The following is a 16,772-nucleotide window of genomic DNA, read 5'->3' on the forward strand; positions in this document are numbered from 1 at the left end:
AACTCCAAGGCTCAGTACACCCAAACCTCCACCCGCCGATTCTTGATCCTACCTTCGTCCGCGGTATTCGCCGCCACCGGCATTTGCGCGCCAAACCCGCGAATATCCTTGAGCACCACGCCGCTCTTTGCCAGCTCGCGGCGCACCGCCATCGCCCGTAACTTCGACAGCAACGCCGCACGTTGCGGATCGTTCTTGGTATCGCCAAAGCCCACCAGCGTGACCTGCTTGTTCAGCTTGCCGTGGCTTTTGATATAGGCCACCACCCGCTGCAAATCCTGGCGTGCCTTGTTGTCGAGGCTGGCGCTACCCTCTTCGAAGCGAAAATTTACCGTCAGGCGCTGAGCGTCGCGGGCGATGGCCTGGTAGTCGTCAGGCATTGACGGGCGAGGTGTCACGCCGATCGCCTGCACCTGCTGGGCGATAAACCCATTGGCCGCCACAATCGCCTGGCCTTTACTGGATTGGGTAAAGTCCACCAACGCCTTGGCCCACGGATTGCGGGAGGAGGGCGGCAGATAAAAGAACAGCCGTCGCGACAGCGGGTAATCTTCGGTGGCGATGAGGCTGGTCAGCGGCAACATCGGTTGCGAGTCACCATCGGCAATCGCCACTGCTTTAGCCTGACGCACATAGGGCAGGCCGATAAAGCCGATACCTTGGGGATCCTGGCTGACGGCATCGGACAGCTGTTCGCTGGATTCGAAACGTTTGGCTGACAGCGCGAGCGGCTGCTGACGTCGGCTCAACACCAGTTCCCTGAAGGTGTCGTAGGTGCCGGACTGATCATCACGGGCATATAAATGAATGGCACCGCCACTCCCGCCCAACGCCTCCCAGGTGCTGACTTCGCCGTTGAAGATCTGGGCCAACTGCTCGGTGTCAAGAGTATTGAGTGGGTTGCGTGGGTTAACAATGATCGCCAGGCCATCAATGGCGATGACCTGTTCGGCATCGGGGCTTTTCAGGTCGCCCAGAGGTTCAAGGTCCACCAGTTCGCCGTCCTTGATCGGGCGGGACGCGGCGGCGAGGTCCGCGCGGGTATTTTTCAGCGCGGCAAAGCCGGTGCTGGAACCGTGGGCCGCGACTTCGATGGTCACCGTCTTGCCTTGGTGCGTCGTGCCGACCACGCTCTGTTCATTTGCCCCGGCGCCCGGTTCGCTGCGCACATCCCGTAAGCCTTGATGCTCCATCAAACCCATGACCAACGCTGGGCCGAGTGCCGCGCCAATGGTGTTGGAGCCCTGGATGCGCAGGGCGGGACCTTGGCCGGGGACGGGAAGAGGGGCTGCCACGGCGGGGAGGGCGATCGCAATACACAGGAACAGAACGCGCAGCATCATGCCGGCACCTTCTCAAGCCAAAGGAAGTGCCGCGAGATTAAGTCAGTTGGGTTGCAGCAATGTGACTGATGCATCGCAAGGCTAAATGTGGGAGGGGGCAAGTCGAATCGTCGCACCGCCCCTCCCACATTTAGATCTTCACCAGGCTTGCTATCAGCTCAGTTCCAACCAGATCGGTGCATGGTCCGACGGCTTCTCCAAGCCACGCAAATCGTAATCCACCCCGGCATCCTTGACCCGTGGCACCAGCCCGGTGGACGCCATGATCACGTCAATGCGCAGCCCGCGCTTGGGCTCATCCTCAAACCCACGGCTGCGATAGTCGAACCAGCTGAAACGGTCGGTCACGTCCGGGTTGAGGTGGCGGAAGCTGTCCACCAGGCCCCAGTTCTTCAGGCGCTCCATCCACTCGCGCTCCTCCGGCAGGAAGCTGCACTTGCCGGTTTTCAGCCAGCGCTTGGCGTTATCGGCGCCGATACCGATGTCGCAGTCTTGCGGGGAAATGTTCACGTCGCCCATCACCACCAGCGCCTGGTCATTGCTGAACTGGCTTTCCAGCAGGTGCTGCAAGTCTTCATAGAAGCGCTGCTTGGCCGGGAACTTGGTGGGGTGATCGCGGCTTTCGCCCTGGGGGAAGTAGCCGTTCATGATGGTCACCGGGTGGCCGTTTTCATCGGCGAAGGTGCCCCAGATAAAACGACGCTGGGCGTCTTCTTCATCGCTGGCAAAACCTTTGTGCAGGCTCAAGGCCGGCTGGCGCGAGAGCAGGGCCACGCCGTAGTGGCCTTTCTGCCCGTGGTAGTACACGTGATAACCCAAAGCCTGCACTTCGGCCAGCGGGAACTGATCATCGTGAACCTTGGTTTCCTGCAGGCCGATCACGTCAGGTTGATGCTTTTCAATCAGCGCCGCCAGCTGATGAGGGCGAGCACGCAGCCCGTTGATATTGAAGGAGACGATTTTCATGGTCGGCAGTCCAGTCTGGCAAAAGGGCGATGCTAGCCGACAAGTCGGACGGGGGCCAGCGTGGCGGCAGGGTGAATGCGCTGCTAATGTCTGGGAACGACTGGAGCTGCACAGGTTCGTACCCATAAGAACGCCATGTTTGAGTGGCGCCCAGGGAGATTGACTGTTATGCCAGACACTTCGACGGCCACTGCCGAAATCCGCCTGCTCAATAGCGGTTATTCCCGTGAAGCGCGATCCCTGCTTTACCAGGCGTATCGCCATGAACCGACCTTCGCCTATATCTTCGAAGCCGAACGGCCGGGTTATGAACAACGGGTGCGCGCCACCGTGCGCGAATTGGTCAAACAGCACTTTTTTCAGAAGCTTCCCGCCATCGGCCTGTTCGTCAACGACCGGCTGATCGGTATCGCCCTGATTGCGCCGCCGCAACGACGCCTGGGCATCACCGAGAGCTGGGCCTGGCAGATCCGCATGTGGCTGAGTACCGGCGTGCGCGGTACCCGGCGTTACCTGGAATACCATCAGGCAGTCCTGGCGTGCCTGCCCAGCGAGGCCGTGCATGTGCTGCCGTTGCTGGGCATTCACCCGCAGTTCCAGGGCCAGCATCATGGTGAGCAACTGCTTGAAGCCGTGCACAACTGGTGCGCCGACGATCCGCACTCCTCAGGCGTGGTGCTCGACACCGGCAACTCCCGTTACCTGGATTTCTACAAGCGCCAAGGCTATGAGGAGATCGGTGAAGTCGCCGTAGGGCCGGTGCTGGAGCATGTGTTTTTCCATCCCAATCCCCAGGCGTTACATCCTGCAACGTCTTAGGACAGAATTATTCAGACAAATCCGAGTTCAAAGTCCCTCCCTAGCTCGTGTAGCATCCGCGCCTATGAAGTATCCAGGAAGATTTACCAGCGGCTTGATTCTGCTGTTCACAAGCTGCGGCGCATTGGCGCAAAGTGAACTGGACGTGCGGATCAAACCCTCAAACGACGCGCTGAAAGCCAACATCGAAGGCTATATCGGCGGGGTTGGCGATCGTGACGAAGAAGCCTTGCTGCGGTTCAGCCGTGGCGCCGAGGAGCAGGCGCGCAAAGCCGCGCAGGCACTGGGCTTCTATCAGCCACAGATCGCCAGCGAGGTGAAGGGCGGCAAGAATCCGCGCCTGACCCTCACCATCGATCCCGGCGAACCGGTGCATTTGCGCGACGTGACCATTCGGGTCGATGGCCAGGCCGCGAGCCTCAAGGCCTTTCGCGTACCCGCCAGCGACGACCTCAAACCCGGCGCCGTGCTCAATCACGGTCATTACGAAGACGCCAAGCGCCTGATCCAGAACCAGGCGTCACGCTACGGCTTTTTCAGCGGGCGCTTCACTAGCCAGAAGCTCGCGGTTGACCCTCAAGCGGGCGTGGCCGACATCGAACTCATTTACGACAGCGGCCCGCGCTACAGCATGGGCAAGGTCAGCTTCAGCGGCGACACGCCGTTTGATGAAGAACTGTTGCAACGCATGGTGCCCTTTGACAGTGGCACGCCGTACGACTCCGAGCTGGTCGCCGAACTCAACCAGAACCTGCAAGCCAGCGGCTTCTTCGAAGGCGTGCGCGTGGACGCCAGCCCCACCGCCGCGACTGATGACGTGATCCCGGTCGCTGTACAATTGGAAACCCGCAAGCCCCGCACCATGGGCCTCGGCCTGGGTTACTCCACCGACGTCGGCCCACGGGGCAAAGCCAACTGGACGCGGCATTGGGTCAACCCCCAGGGCCACAGCTACGGTTGGGAAGCCGAATTGTCGGCACCGCGGCAGAACGTCGGCCTGTGGTATGACATCCCGCTGGACCCGCCGCTTACCGACAAATTGCGTTTTGCCGGCGGCTATCAGAATGAAGAGATCGCCAACACCGACACCTTGAGCAAGCTGCTTACCGTCGGTCCCGAATGGCACAGCAAGTTGCCCAGCGGCTGGACGCGGGTGATTTCCCTCAAGTACCAGCGTGAGGAATACCGCCTGGGCAATGACTCGGGGCTGAGTAACCTGTTGATGCCGGGGGTTAGTTATTCCTACCTGCGCAGCGACAACCGTATCGACCCGCACCATGGCTATCGCCTGATGTTCGACACCAAGGTCGCCAAAGAGGGCCTGGGGTCTGACACCAACCTGCTTTACGGCACGGCCACGATCAAGGGCCTGACCACCTTGTGGGACAACCACCGTTTTCTGGGGCGCGCACAATTTGGCGGCAGTGCCACCAACGGCTACAAATCCGTGCCGCCGTCGTTGCGCTTCTTTGCCGGTGGCGACCAGAGCGTGCGCGGCTACGAGTACCAGACCCTGTCGCCCGAGAACGATCGTGGCGACCGTATCGGTGGTCGCTACATGGTGGCCTTGAGTGCCGAGTATCAATACTCCATCACCGATAAATGGCGGATCGCGACCTTCATCGACCAGGGTAACTCGTTCAACAACCTGGACCTGCCGAGCCTGAAAACCGGCATCGGCGTCGGCGTGCGCTGGGTGTCGCCGGTGGGGCCGATCCGCCTCGACCTGGCCCATGCCCTCGAAGATCCGGGCGGCGTTCGCTTGCACTTTTCCATGGGGCCTGAGCTGTGATGCGTGGTTTGAAGATAGCGGGGCTGGTGCTGGTCGCCATCCTCGTGTTGCTGTTGTTGGCGCTGTGGTCAGTGCTTGGCACCCAGGCGGGCAGTCGCTGGGCCTTGGGCCAGGTGCCAGGTTTGAGCGTGGAGAATTTCCAGGGCCGCCTGGGCGGGCGGTGGAGTGCCGATCATCTGCTGTGGCAGCAGGACGGCAGCCGCGTCGAGCTGAATGCGCCGACGTTTGACTGGTCGCCCGGCTGTCTGTTGCGCATGACCCTGTGTATCAACCGACTGGACGTGGAACAGGTCAGCCTGGAATTTGCCCCCAGTGCCGAAGAGAGCAGCAGCGGGCCGATTCAGCTCCCCGACCTGAAACTGCCGGTTGCCATCCAACTGGGCGACGTTCGCATCGGTAGCCTGCTGTTCAACGGCAGCGAAGAACTCAAGGGCCTGCAACTGGCGGCGCACTGGACCACCGCTGGTATGCAGATTGACTCGGTACATTTGCAGCGCGATGACCTGGTGCTCGACCTTGCCGGCCTGCTGCAACCTACCGGCGATTGGCCGCTGAATGCCACCGGCAACCTGAGCCTGCCCTACGCCCCAGGCGGTGCACCCTGGAGCGTCGCGCTCAAGCTCGACGGCGACCTGCTCAAGACCCTCAAGCTCGACGCCGACAGCAGCGGCTACCTGCCGGCCAAGCTCAAAGGCGAGCTGCAACCCCTGGCCGAAAATCTGCCGGCGCAGTTGCACATCACCTCCGAGGCGTTCAAACCCAGCGCCGACCTGCCTGACACCTTGCAACTCAACCAGTTGGACTTGAGCGCCAAGGGCAACCTGAAAGATGGCTACCAGTTGCAGGGCAAGGCCGTGCTGCCAGCGGAACAAGGCCCGGTGGATTTACTCCTGCAAGGCAAGGTCGACGCCAAGGGCGCGCAGATCGCCGGGCTGGACCTGAATGCCGGTGACCAGCAAAGCCTCAAGCTCAGTGCCAACCTGGATTGGCAACAAGGCTTCAGTGCTGACGCCAAAATCGACTGGCTGGACTTCCCCTGGCATCGCCTCTATCCCGTCATCGACGAGCCGCAAGTGGCATTGCGTACCTTCAATGGTGAAATCTCCTATAAGGACGGCAATTACCTGGGCAACCTCAAGGCCGACCTTGATGGCCCGGCGGGTAAGTTCAATGTGGTCACCCCCTTCAGTGGCGACCTCAAGCAAGTCTTCCTGCCCGAGTTGAAACTGACGGCCGGTCAGGGCAAGGCCGAAGGCCACCTGAACCTGCAATTTGCCGACGGTATTGCCTGGGACACCGCGCTGGACCTGTCGGCGTTGAACCCGGCGTACTGGGTGGCCGAGTTACCCGGCACCCTGGCCGGACCGCTGCGCAGCAAAGGCGAGTTCAAAAATGAACAACTCAAGCTCAACGCCGACCTCGACCTCAAGGGCCGCCTGCGCGGGCAAACCGCTGTGCTGGCGGCCAAGGCCGAAGGTGCAGGCGAACAATGGACCCTCGCCAACCTGGACATCCGCCTGGGTGACAACCGCATCAACGGCAGTGGCAGCCTGCAACAACGCCTGGCCGGTCAGATCGACATCAAGCTGACGCGCCTGGCCCAGCTCTGGCCGCAACTGCGCGGGCAAATCAATGGGCGTGTCGATGTGGCCGGCACCTTGAAGGCGCCGCAAGGCAAACTCGACCTCAAGGGCCAGCAACTCGCATTTGCCGACAATCGCCTGCAAGCCCTCAACCTCGACGCCAGCCTCGATAGCGCCCAACGCGCCAAGCTCGACCTCAAGGCCAGCGGCATCTACGCCGGCGAAACCCAGGTCGGCAACCTGACCGCCAGCGCCCAGGGCGATATCAAGAACCAAAAGGTCCAACTGGACCTGGCCGGCCCCCTGGTCAAGCTGGCCCTGGCATTGGATGGCAACTTCGATAAAAACAACTGGCGCGGGCGCCTGGCCAGCGGTGACGTACAAGCCGGCGGCCAGGACTGGCGGCTGCAAGCCCCGGCGAAAATCGAGCGCCTGGCCGATGGCAAGCTGACCTTCGGTGCTCACTGCTGGGTCTCCGGGCCCGCCAGCCTGTGTGGCGAAGACCAGCGCCTGATGCCCGAACCGAAGCTGCGTTACCACCTCAAGCAATTCCCCATCGACAGCCTTGCGGCATTTTTGCCCAAAGACTTCGCCTGGCAGGGCAAGCTCAATGCTGACGTACAGCTCGATTTGCCCGAAAGCGGACCCAAGGGCGTAGTGGCGGTAGATGCCAGCGGCGGCACCTTGCGCGTGCGTGACAAGGGCCAGTGGCTGGATTTCCCCTACGACACCCTGAAGCTGGAAACCACCCTCAACCCCAAGCGTATCGACACCCAGCTGAATTTTCGTGGCGGCAAGCTTGGCGAGTTGTTGTTGCAGGCGCAGATAAATCCGCTGCCGAACAATAAGCCGATCACCGGCAATTTCAGCCTCACCGGCCTGGATCTCGCCGTGGCGCGGCCGTTTGTGCCGATGGTGGAAAAGCTCACCGGCAAGCTCAACGGCAGTGGCCGCATCTCCGGCGGTTTGCTTGCGCCTCTGGTCAACGGCAACCTGAATCTGGTGAACGGTGAAGTCTCCGGGCCCGAGTTGCCCATCAGCCTTGAGGGCTTGAACCTGCAGGCGCAGATCGCCGGCGAAAGCGTGCAGCTCAACGGTGGCTGGCGTAGCGGCAAGGCCGGGCAGGGTAACCTCACGGGCCAGATCGACTGGGGCCGCGCCCTGGTGGTCGACCTCAGCCTGAAGGGCTCGCAACTGCCGGTCACCGTAGAACCCTATGCCAAGCTGGAAGTGGCACCCGACCTGAAGATCAGCCTCAAGGACGACAAACTGGCGATTGCCGGCAAGGTTCACATTCCCCGTGGCGATATCACCGTGCGCGAGCTGCCGCCTTCGACGGTCAAGGTCTCTGACGACACGGTAATCATCGGCAGCCAGACCGAAGAGGGCAAAGCGCCGATGGCGATGGCCATGGATATCGACGTGGAGGTGGGTGAAGACCAGCTCAACTTCGCCGGTTTTGGCCTCACCGCCAAGGTCCAGGGCCATGTGCATATCGGCGACAACATGGACACCCGTGGCGAGCTGTGGCTCAACGACGGCCGCTACCGTGCCTACGGCCAGCGCCTCAATGTGCGCCGTGCGCGGCTGTTGTTCGCCGGGCCGCTGGACCAGCCGTTCCTGGATATCGAAGCGGTGCGCGTAGTGGTTGAATCGTCCCGCACCGTGACTGCCGGTATTCGCCTGAGCGGCAGCGCCGAACAGCCGGCCACGCAGATTTTCTCCGAGCCGGCCATGGCTCAAGAGGATGCGCTGTCGTACCTGGTGTTGGGCCGTTCGCGCACCAACACTGGCGAAGACAACAACATGCTCGCCGAAGCCGCCCTGGGCCTGGGCTTGATGGGCAGCGCCGGTGTGACCTCGGATATCGCCAATAAGCTGGGTATCCAGGATTTCGACCTCGACACCCAGGGCACCGGTAACAGCACCGCGGTGGTGGCCAGCGGCAAGATCAACGAGAAGCTCAGCCTGCGTTATGGGGTCGGGGTGTTTGAACCGGCTAATACCATTGCGTTGCGCTACCTGCTGAGCAAGAAGGTGTACCTGGAAGTCGCTACGGGCGTAGCCAGTTCCCTGGATATCTTTTACAAACGCGATTTCTGATCGGTACGCGGTAAAAAATGTGGGAGGGGCGGTGCGACGATTCGACTTGCTCCTCCCACATTGGTTTTCATTTCACTCCAGCCTTCGGTCAACTACCAAGCAACCTAATTATTCCATTTGACATTCGCTGCCTAAGCAGTAACATCTCGTCACACATTCACTGCCTAGGCAGTAATAAGGTGACTTTCGATGCCTCACTTCACCCCCGATAACTTCCACAACTGCCACCTCGGCCTGTTGCTGGGCCGCGCCGCGATTCTCAAGGACCGCATCATCGACACCCATATGGAACCTCACGGCATCACCGCCGCTCAGTTCAAGGTGTTGATCATCATGGCCCAGTTCGGCGTCGACACCCCGGCCGAGCTGTGCCGCAACCTGTCCCTGGACAGCGGTTCGATGACGCGGATGCTCGACCGGCTGGAGCAAAAAGACCTGCTCAGCCGCAAGCGCTCCGAACTGGATCGCCGCCAGGTGCAGTTGGTGCTGACCGCCGAGGGCCAGCGCCTGGCGGACATGCTCCCGCACATCGGCGCCCAGGCCCTCAACCAACTGGCCGGCGCGCTTGAACCGGGCGAGTTGGAAACCCTGGAGCGGATCCTGAAGAAGATACTGATCGCTGCGGGTGACCCCATCACGATCCAGCGGGTAGGTAGATCATGAACACACGCGCACTCAGCCTGGTGCTGGCGGCGATGACGTTGGCCGGTTGCGCCAATTACAGCGGCCTCGACACCCAGGGTCAGCGCCTCGACGCCAACACCCTGCAAACCGGCAAATCCCTAAGCGGCGTGACGCTGTCGAGCGCCGCCTGGCCGGCCGCCGACTGGTGGAAAAGCCTCGGCGACCCACAGCTTGACGGCCTGATCCAGGAGGCCCTGCAAAGCAGCCCCGACATGCAAGTCGCCGACGCCCGTGCCCACCAGGCCGAAGCCGCCGCCTATGCCGCCAACGCCGCCCGTATGCCGACCGTGGATGCCAGCGCCGGTGTAAGCCGCTCGCGCTTGGCCAAAGACCAGGACCCGCGTGGTCAGGGCGATGCCTATTCGACGGTGCGCAACATCGGCGCCAGCTTCAACTACAACTTCGACCTCTGGGGCGGCCAGCGCGCAGCCTGGGAAGCCGCGTTGGGCCAGGCCCGCGCCGCCGAAGTCGACCAGCAGGCCGCGCGCCTGACCCTGGCGGCCAACGTGGCCAAGGCCTACAGCGACCTGGGCCAGGCGCATATCGTGCGTGACCTGGCCGTCGATGACCTCAAGCGCACCCGCCAGATGCTCGACCTGAGCAAGCGCCGCCTGAGTTCCGGCATCGACAGCGAATACCAGTACCAGCAGACCGAGAGCCTGGAAGCCAGCTCCCAGTCGCAACTGATCGACGCGGAAAAACAACTGCAAAGCGCCAAGATCGCCCTCGCCGTATTGCTCGGCAAAGGCCCGGACCGTGGCGACGAGTTGGCCCGCCCGGCGGTGCTCAAACCCAGCGCCGTCGCGGTGCCCGCGGTGTTGCCTGCCGAGCTGCTCGGTCGTCGCCCGGACCTGGTCGCCGCACGCTGGCGAGTGGAGGCGGCGAGCAAGAACATCGACGCCAGCAAAACCCGCTTCTACCCCAACCTCAACCTGAGCGCGAGCGCAGGCGCCGAGTCGTTGCTGGGCGATGCGATGTTCGGTTCGGCCAGCCGTTTCTTCAATATTGCGCCGACGATTTCGCTGCCGATTTTTGATGGCGGCCGCCTGCGCGCCGACCTTGACGCCCGCGACGCCGACTACGACCTGGCCGTGGCCCAGTACAACAAAACCCTGGTGCAAGCCCTGGGTGATATCGGCAACAGCCTTTCGCAGCTGCGCGACACCGGCCGCCAGATCCAGGCCCAGCAACATGCCGCCGACATCGCCCAGCAGTCCTACGACACCGGGGTGCAACGCTACAGCTCGGGCATCGGTAACTACCTGGATGTGCTCAGCATCGAGCAGCAACTGCTGCAGGCCCAGCGTCAGCTGGCGACCCTGAAGGCGGCGCAGATCGATCTGTCGATTCAACTGATGCAGGCCCTGGGCGGCGGATACAACGCCAGCAACGTGGCCGCGACCACCCCCGCCACACGCACGGAATAATTTGAGGTATTTGTCATGGCCACTGCCGACAGTAACAACGCAACTGAACAACCCAAAGACAACAACCCACGCAAACGCAAAGTCATGCTCATCGGCCTGGCGCTGATCGTCATCCTCGGTGTGGTCGGCGTGTGGGCCTGGTATCAGTTCTACGGGCGCTTCAACGAGAGCACCGACGATGCCTACGTGAACGGCAACGTGGTGGAAATCACCCCACTGGTCACCGGCACCGTGGTCAGCATCGGCGCCGACGATGGCGACCTGGTGCATGAAGGCCAGGTGCTGATCAATTTCGACCCCAACGATGCTGCCGTCGGCCTGCAAAGTGCCCAGGCCAACCTGGCGCGCACCGTGCGCCAGGTGCGCGGGTTGTACAGCAATGTCGACGGCATGAAAGCCCAGGTCAATGCGCAGAAGGCCGATGTGCAAACGGCCCAGGACAACTACAACCGCCGTAAGACCCTGGCCCAGGGCGGAGCGATCTCCCAGGAAGAACTGTCCCACGCCCGCGACAGCCTGACCGCGGCCAAGAACGCCTTGACCAACCTTGAGCAACAACTCAAAACCACCAATGCCCTGGTGGATGACACGGTGATTTCGTCCCACCCCGACGTGCAAGCCGCCGCTGCACAACTGCGTCAGGCCTACCTGACCAATGCGCGCAGCACCCTGATTGCGCCGGTCACCGGCTATGTAGCCAAGCGCACCGTACAACTGGGCCAGCGTGTTCAACCGGGCACCGCGCTGATGGCCGTGATTCCGCTGGACCAGCTGTGGATTGACGCCAACTTCAAGGAAACCCAACTGCGGGATATGCGCATCGGCCAGCCGGTGGATATCGAGTCGGACATCTACGGCAGCGACGTGAAGTACAGCGGCACCGTCGACAGCCTCGGCGCCGGCACCGGCAGCGCGTTCGCCTTGCTGCCCGCACAGAACGCCACCGGCAACTGGATCAAGATCGTGCAGCGGGTACCGGTGCGCATCCATATCAACGCTGAAGAGTTGGCCAAGCACCCGCTGCGGGTGGGTTTGAGTACCGTGGTCAACGTAGACCTGCACGACCAGAGCGGCCCGGTGCTGGCGCAACAGGCGCCGCAAAAGGCCTCGTTCACCACCAGCGTGTATGACCGTCAATTGGCCGAAGCGGATGCCATGATCAATCAGTTGATTCATGACAACAGCGTCGCCGCTCCCAAGGCTGCGCAACGCTGATGAGCAATAACGCCTCGTTCACGCCACCCAGCCTGTTGATGGCCACTATTGGCCTGTCGCTGGCGACCTTTATGCAGGTGCTCGACACCACCATCGCCAACGTGGCGTTGCCGACCATTTCCGGCAACCTGGGCGTGAGTTCGGAGCAGGGCACCTGGGTGATCACCTCGTTTGCGGTGAGTAACGCCATCGCGTTGCCGCTCACCGGCTGGTTGAGCCGGCGCTTTGGCGAGGTGAAGCTGTTTCTGTGGGCGACCATCCTGTTTGTGCTGGCCTCGTTCCTGTGCGGGATTTCCACCTCGATGCCCGAGTTGATCGGCTTTCGGGTGCTGCAAGGTTTGGTCGCCGGGCCGTTGTACCCGATGACGCAGACGCTGTTGATCGCGGTCTACCCACCCGCCAGGCGCGGGATGGCCCTGGCGTTACTGGCAATGGTCACGGTGGTGGCACCGATTGCAGGCCCTATCCTCGGCGGCTGGATCACTGACAGCTACAGCTGGCCGTGGATCTTTTTCATCAACGTGCCCATCGGTATCTTCGCGGTGATGGTGGTGCGCTCGCAATTGAAGAAGCGTCCGGTGGTTACCAGCTATCAGCCGATGGATTACGTTGGTTTGTTGAGCCTGATCGTCGGGGTCGGCGCCTTGCAGATCATCCTCGACAAGGGCAATGACCTGGACTGGTTCGAATCCAATTTCATCATCATTGGTGCGGCCATTTCGGTGATCGCCCTGGCGGTGTTCGTCATCTGGGAAATGACCGACAAGCACCCGGTGGTCAACCTGCGGCTGTTCGCACACCGTAATTTCCGTATCGGCACCATCGTGTTGATCCTGGGGTATGCGGGCTTTTTCGGCATCAACCTGATCCTGCCGCAGTGGCTGCAAACCCAGATGGGCTATACCGCCACTTGGGCCGGGCTGGCGGTGGCACCGATCGGTATCCTGCCGGTGCTGATGTCGCCGTTCGTAGGCAAGTACGCGCACAAGTTCGACCTGCGCTTGCTGGCAGGCCTGGCGTTCCTGGCGATTGGCCTGAGCTGCTTTATGCGCGCCGGTTTCACCAACGAAGTGGACTTTACCCATATCGCCATGGTGCAGCTGTTCATGGGTATCGGCGTGGCGCTGTTCTTCATGCCGACCTTGAGCATCCTGATGTCCGACCTGCCACCGCACCAGATCGCCGACGGCGCAGGGCTTGCGACGTTCCTGCGCACCCTGGGCGGCAGCTTTGCGGCGTCGCTGACCACCTGGATCTGGATTCGCCGGGCGGACCAGCACCATGCCTACATGAGCGAGAACATGACCACCTACGACTCGGCCACCCGGGATGCCTTGCAGGCGTTGGGCGGGGCAGGGCAGAAGGCGTACACGCAGCTGGACCAGATTCTCACCAGCCAGGCGTACATGATGTCCACCGTGGATTACTTCACGTTGCTGGGGTGGATGTTCATGGGCTTGATGTTGCTGGTGTGGCTGGCCAAGCCGCCATTTACCGCAAAGGCAGGGCCAGCAGCCTCGGGCCACTGATAGCCAAGGCTGAAATGCAATCAAACTGTGGGAGGGGGCTTGCCCCCTCCCACAGTTTAATCTCTGTTCACATTGACCAGTGGTGTTTGAGAGTCAGGCGCCAGGCAGTGCCAACTGCGGGTTGACGAAATCAAACGCCGTCAGTTGAAACCCTTGCTCATCCACCTGCAATGCCCACCCTTGCTTGTCCCAGTCCCCCAGCACAATGCGCTTGGCCGCCTGGTCGCCGATCTGCAACTTATGGATCGCAGGGCGGTGCGTATGGCCGTGGACCAGGGTGTGCACGCCGAACTGCTGCATCAACCGCGGCACTTCTTCGGGCGTGACATCGACAATATCGTTGGCCTTCATGCGCACTTGGGCAGAGCTTTCGCTACGTAGTTTGCGTGCCAGTTTGTGGCGCGTGCCCAGGGGCAGATGGCGCAGGATAAACAACACAATCGGGTTACGCAGGATGCGCCGCAGCTTCATATAGCCAAGGTCGCGGGTGCAGAGGCTGTCGCCGTGCATCAGCAGCACAGGCTCGCCATACAATTGCACAACACTCGGGTCCTTGAGCAAGGTGGCGCCTGCCGCTTTGCAGAACGCCTTGCCGATCAGGAAATCGCGGTTGCCATGCATGATGAAAATCGGGGTGCCGCTGTCGCTCAGTTCACGCAACGCCGTACAGATGGAACGCTGGAAGGCAGTCATGCCATCGTCGCCAATCCAGGCTTCGAAGAAGTCCCCCAGAATGTACAACGCCTGGGCGCCACGGGCGCGGCCGTGGAGCAGATCCAGAAACGCCCGGGTAATGTCCGGGCGCTCCTCTTCCAGATGCAAATCTGAAATCAGTAATATCACCCAACGATCTCGGCTTTCTCGACGATCACGTCTTCGGCTGGAACGTCCTGGTGACCGGCCTTGGAGGTGGTGGACACGCCTTTGATCTTGTCGACAACGTCCTGGCCTTCGGTGACTTTACCGAACACCGCGTAGCCCCAACCCTGCACGTTCTTGCCGCTGTGGTTGAGGAAGGCGTTGTCGGCGACGTTGATGAAGAACTGCGCGGAGGCCGAATGCGGCTCCATGGTACGGGCCATGGCGACGGTGTACTTGTCGTTGGAAAGGCCGTTGTCCGCTTCGTTCTGGATGCTTGGGCGCTTGTCTTTCTTTTCTTTCATGCCAGGCTCGAAACCGCCGCCCTGGATCATGAAGTTGCCGATGACACGGTGGAAAACGGTGTTTTCGTAGTGGCCGGCTTTCACGTATTCGATGAAGTTGGCGACGGTGATCGGCGCCTTGTCGGCGTTCAGCTCGATGACGATGTCACCGTGGTTGGTGGTCAGTTTGACTTGAGTCATGTTCACTACTCTTTTCAGGGAATTCGTGGGTTTGGGCGCCTGGGCGCCACGACCGGTTTGGCGAAGCTTGGGCCAAGACGCGCAGTTTAGCGTGCCTTGCAGGAATTTCGAGGTGGTTTTTTACCGCGCCTGTCATTAAAGCAGCAATTAAAGCAGCAGTTTTCGACCGCGCTCTGTCAGGTGGTTGACAGCTTCGGCTATGATAAGCCCTTTGTTTTATCTGGCCTGACCCGGCCACGAACCTGTCTGTTCAAGGATCCTATGAGCAAGCCCACTGTCGACCCTACCTCGAATGCCAAGGCCGGACCTGCCGTCCCGGTCAATTTCCTGCGCCCGATCATCCAGGCGGACCTGGATTCGGGCAAGCATACGCAGATCGTCACCCGCTTCCCGCCAGAGCCCAACGGCTACCTGCACATCGGTCACGCCAAGTCGATCTGTGTGAACTTCGGCCTGGCCCAGGAGTTCGGTGGCGTCACGCACCTGCGTTTCGACGACACCAACCCGGCCAAGGAAGACCAGGAATACATCGACGCCATTGAAAGCGACATCAAGTGGCTGGGCTTCGAATGGTCCGGTGAAGTGCGCTATGCCTCCAAGTATTTCGACCAGTTGTTCGACTGGGCTGTCGAGCTGATCAAGGCCGGCAAGGCCTATGTGGACGACCTGACTCCGGAGCAGGCCAAGGAGTACCGTGGCACGCTGACCGAGCCGGGCAAGAACAGCCCGTTCCGCGACCGTTCGGTGGAAGAGAACCTGGACTGGTTCAACCGTATGCGCGCCGGCGAGTTCCCGGACGGCGCCCGCGTGCTGCGTGCCAAGATCGACATGGCCTCGCCGAACATGAACCTGCGCGACCCGATCATGTATCGCATCCGCCATGCCCACCACCACCAGACCGGTGACAAGTGGTGCATCTACCCCAACTACGACTTCACCCACGGTCAGTCGGACGCCATCGAAGGCATCACCCACTCCATCTGCACCCTGGAGTTCGAAAGCCATCGCCCACTGTACGAGTGGTTCCTGGACAGCCTGCCGGTACCGGCGCACCCGCGTCAGTACGAATTCAGCCGCCTGAACCTGAACTACACCATCACCAGCAAGCGCAAGCTCAAGCAACTGGTGGATGAAAAGCACGTACATGGCTGGGATGACCCGCGCATGTCCACGCTGTCGGGCTTCCGTCGCCGTGGCTACACCCCGGCGTCGATCCGCAACTTCTGCGACATGGTCGGCACCAACCGTTCCGACGGTGTGGTCGACTTCGGGATGCTGGAATTCAGCATCCGCCAGGACCTCGACGCCAACGCCCCCCGCGCCATGTGCGTGCTGCGGCCGTTGAAGGTAGTGATCACCAACTACCCGGAAGGCCAGGTCGAGAACCTCGAACTGCCGCGTCATCCGCAGAAGGAAGAGCTGGGCGTGCGCAAATTGCCATTCGCCCGCGAAATCTACATCGACCGCGACGACTTCATGGAAGAGCCGCCCAAGGGCTACAAGCGCCTGGAGCCGAACGGCGAAGTGCGCCTGCGCGGCAGCTACGTGATCCGTGCGGACGAAGCGATCAAGGACGCCGATGGCAACATCGTCGAACTGCGCTGCTCGTACGATCCGGACACCCTGGGCAAGAACCCTGAAGGCCGCAAGGTCAAGGGTGTGGTCCACTGGGTGCCAGCCGCTGCCAGCATCGAATGCGAAGTGCGCCTGTACGATCGTCTGTTCCGCTCGCCGAACCCCGAGAAGGCCGAAGACAGCGCGAGTTTCCTCGACAACATCAACCCTGACTCCCTGCAAGTGCTCACTGGTTGTCGTGCCGAGCCATCGCTTGGCGACGCACAGCCGGAAGACCGTTTCCAGTTCGAGCGCGAAGGTTACTTCTGCGCAGATATCAAGGACTCCAAACCTGGTGCTCCGGTATTCAACCGTACCGTGACCTTGCGAGATTCGTGGGGCCAGTGATTCTGT

The 16,772-nt window shown here is 61.4% G+C and carries 12 protein-coding genes; 8 read left to right on the plus strand and 4 right to left on the minus strand.

Translation table 11 applies throughout. The features are described 5' to 3' along the window. Positions 1-11 precede the first annotated feature (11 nt). Both J1G33_RS17785 and xthA read right to left on the minus strand, forming a co-directional pair. Positions 12-1,343: a phosphate ABC transporter substrate-binding/OmpA family protein gene (locus J1G33_RS17785; protein ID WP_223018486.1), complete on the minus strand. Its 1,332-nt coding sequence runs from the start codon at positions 1,341-1,343 to the stop codon at positions 12-14. Between the two features lie 153 nt (positions 1,344-1,496). Then, positions 1,497-2,309: an exodeoxyribonuclease III gene (gene xthA / locus J1G33_RS17790; RefSeq protein WP_032880573.1), complete on the minus strand. Its 813-nt coding sequence runs from the start codon at positions 2,307-2,309 to the stop codon at positions 1,497-1,499. Positions 2,310-2,477: 168 nt separating this feature from the next. Here xthA and J1G33_RS17795 point away from each other — a divergent pair, with 168 nt between their 5' ends. From J1G33_RS17795 to J1G33_RS17825, 7 genes are all read left to right on the plus strand, one after another. Continuing rightward, positions 2,478-3,128: a GNAT family N-acetyltransferase gene (locus J1G33_RS17795; RefSeq protein WP_005789194.1), complete on the plus strand. Its 651-nt coding sequence runs from the start codon at positions 2,478-2,480 to the stop codon at positions 3,126-3,128. 64 nt (positions 3,129-3,192) lie between these two features. After that, positions 3,193-4,920 carry an autotransporter assembly complex family protein gene (locus tag J1G33_RS17800; protein ID WP_223018487.1) on the plus strand — a complete coding sequence of 576 codons (1,728 nt, stop codon included), beginning with the start codon at positions 3,193-3,195 and terminating at the stop codon, positions 4,918-4,920. Continuing rightward, on the plus strand, positions 4,920-8,606 hold the full coding sequence (locus J1G33_RS17805; RefSeq protein WP_223018488.1) for a translocation/assembly module TamB domain-containing protein: 3,687 nt from the start codon (positions 4,920-4,922) through the stop codon (positions 8,604-8,606). Before J1G33_RS17800 ends, J1G33_RS17805 begins: the two co-directional genes overlap by 1 nt. Before the next feature lie 189 nt (positions 8,607-8,795). After that, positions 8,796-9,269 (plus strand): MarR family transcriptional regulator, encoded by a 474-nt coding sequence (locus tag J1G33_RS17810; RefSeq protein ID WP_005789189.1) that lies wholly within the window; start codon positions 8,796-8,798, stop codon positions 9,267-9,269. Next, a complete protein-coding gene (locus J1G33_RS17815) occupies positions 9,266-10,717 on the plus strand; it encodes an efflux transporter outer membrane subunit (RefSeq protein WP_223018489.1) in 1,452 nt (483 codons plus the stop codon). Before J1G33_RS17810 ends, J1G33_RS17815 begins: the two co-directional genes overlap by 4 nt. 15 nt (positions 10,718-10,732) lie before the next feature. Next, positions 10,733-11,932 (plus strand): HlyD family efflux transporter periplasmic adaptor subunit, encoded by a 1,200-nt coding sequence (locus tag J1G33_RS17820; RefSeq protein WP_078821684.1) that lies wholly within the window; start codon positions 10,733-10,735, stop codon positions 11,930-11,932. After that, positions 11,932-13,461, plus strand: a complete 1,530-nt coding sequence (locus J1G33_RS17825; protein ID WP_148853523.1) for a DHA2 family efflux MFS transporter permease subunit — start codon at positions 11,932-11,934, stop codon at positions 13,459-13,461. The genes J1G33_RS17820 and J1G33_RS17825 overlap by 1 nt, the downstream gene beginning before the upstream one ends. 93 nt (positions 13,462-13,554) lie before the next feature. Here J1G33_RS17825 and lpxH read toward each other — a convergent pair whose 3' ends face one another. Both lpxH and J1G33_RS17835 read right to left on the minus strand, forming a co-directional pair. Then, positions 13,555-14,304 carry a UDP-2,3-diacylglucosamine diphosphatase gene (gene lpxH, locus J1G33_RS17830; RefSeq protein WP_223018490.1) on the minus strand — a complete coding sequence of 250 codons (750 nt, stop codon included), beginning with the start codon at positions 14,302-14,304 and terminating at the stop codon, positions 13,555-13,557. Next, positions 14,301-14,804, minus strand: coding sequence for a peptidylprolyl isomerase (locus J1G33_RS17835; protein WP_005789179.1), 504 nt, complete (start codon positions 14,802-14,804; stop codon positions 14,301-14,303). Before J1G33_RS17835 ends, lpxH begins: the two co-directional genes overlap by 4 nt. Before the next feature lie 261 nt (positions 14,805-15,065). Here J1G33_RS17835 and J1G33_RS17840 point away from each other — a divergent pair, with 261 nt between their 5' ends. Continuing rightward, complete coding sequence (locus J1G33_RS17840) at positions 15,066-16,766, plus strand: glutamine--tRNA ligase/YqeY domain fusion protein (protein WP_005789177.1); 1,701 nt, start codon at positions 15,066-15,068, stop codon at positions 16,764-16,766. Positions 16,767-16,772 lie beyond the last annotated feature (6 nt).

Origin of the sequence: Pseudomonas sp. P867, from assembly GCF_019891455.1 — a bacterium.
Taxonomy (GTDB): domain Bacteria; phylum Pseudomonadota; class Gammaproteobacteria; order Pseudomonadales; family Pseudomonadaceae; genus Aquipseudomonas; species Aquipseudomonas synxantha_A.

Bases quoted from the DNA above. Each gene is read 5' to 3' on its own strand.
- J1G33_RS17785 (WP_223018486.1), bottom strand. From the start codon at position 1,343: ATGATGCTGCGCGTTCTGTTCCTGTGTATTGCGATCGCCCTCCCCGCC.
- J1G33_RS17835 (WP_005789179.1), bottom strand. From the start codon at position 14,804: ATGACTCAAGTCAAACTGACCACCAACCACGGTGACATCGTCATCGAG.
- xthA (WP_032880573.1), bottom strand. From the start codon at position 2,309: ATGAAAATCGTCTCCTTCAATATCAACGGGCTGCGTGCTCGCCCTCAT.
- J1G33_RS17820 (WP_078821684.1), top strand. From the start codon at position 10,733: ATGGCCACTGCCGACAGTAACAACGCAACTGAACAACCCAAAGACAAC.
- J1G33_RS17840 (WP_005789177.1), top strand. From the start codon at position 15,066: ATGAGCAAGCCCACTGTCGACCCTACCTCGAATGCCAAGGCCGGACCT.
- J1G33_RS17805 (WP_223018488.1), top strand. From the start codon at position 4,920: ATGCGTGGTTTGAAGATAGCGGGGCTGGTGCTGGTCGCCATCCTCGTG.
- J1G33_RS17795 (WP_005789194.1), top strand. From the start codon at position 2,478: ATGCCAGACACTTCGACGGCCACTGCCGAAATCCGCCTGCTCAATAGC.
- J1G33_RS17810 (WP_005789189.1), top strand. From the start codon at position 8,796: ATGCCTCACTTCACCCCCGATAACTTCCACAACTGCCACCTCGGCCTG.
- J1G33_RS17815 (WP_223018489.1), top strand. From the start codon at position 9,266: ATGAACACACGCGCACTCAGCCTGGTGCTGGCGGCGATGACGTTGGCC.
- J1G33_RS17825 (WP_148853523.1), top strand. From the start codon at position 11,932: ATGAGCAATAACGCCTCGTTCACGCCACCCAGCCTGTTGATGGCCACT.
- J1G33_RS17800 (WP_223018487.1), top strand. From the start codon at position 3,193: ATGAAGTATCCAGGAAGATTTACCAGCGGCTTGATTCTGCTGTTCACA.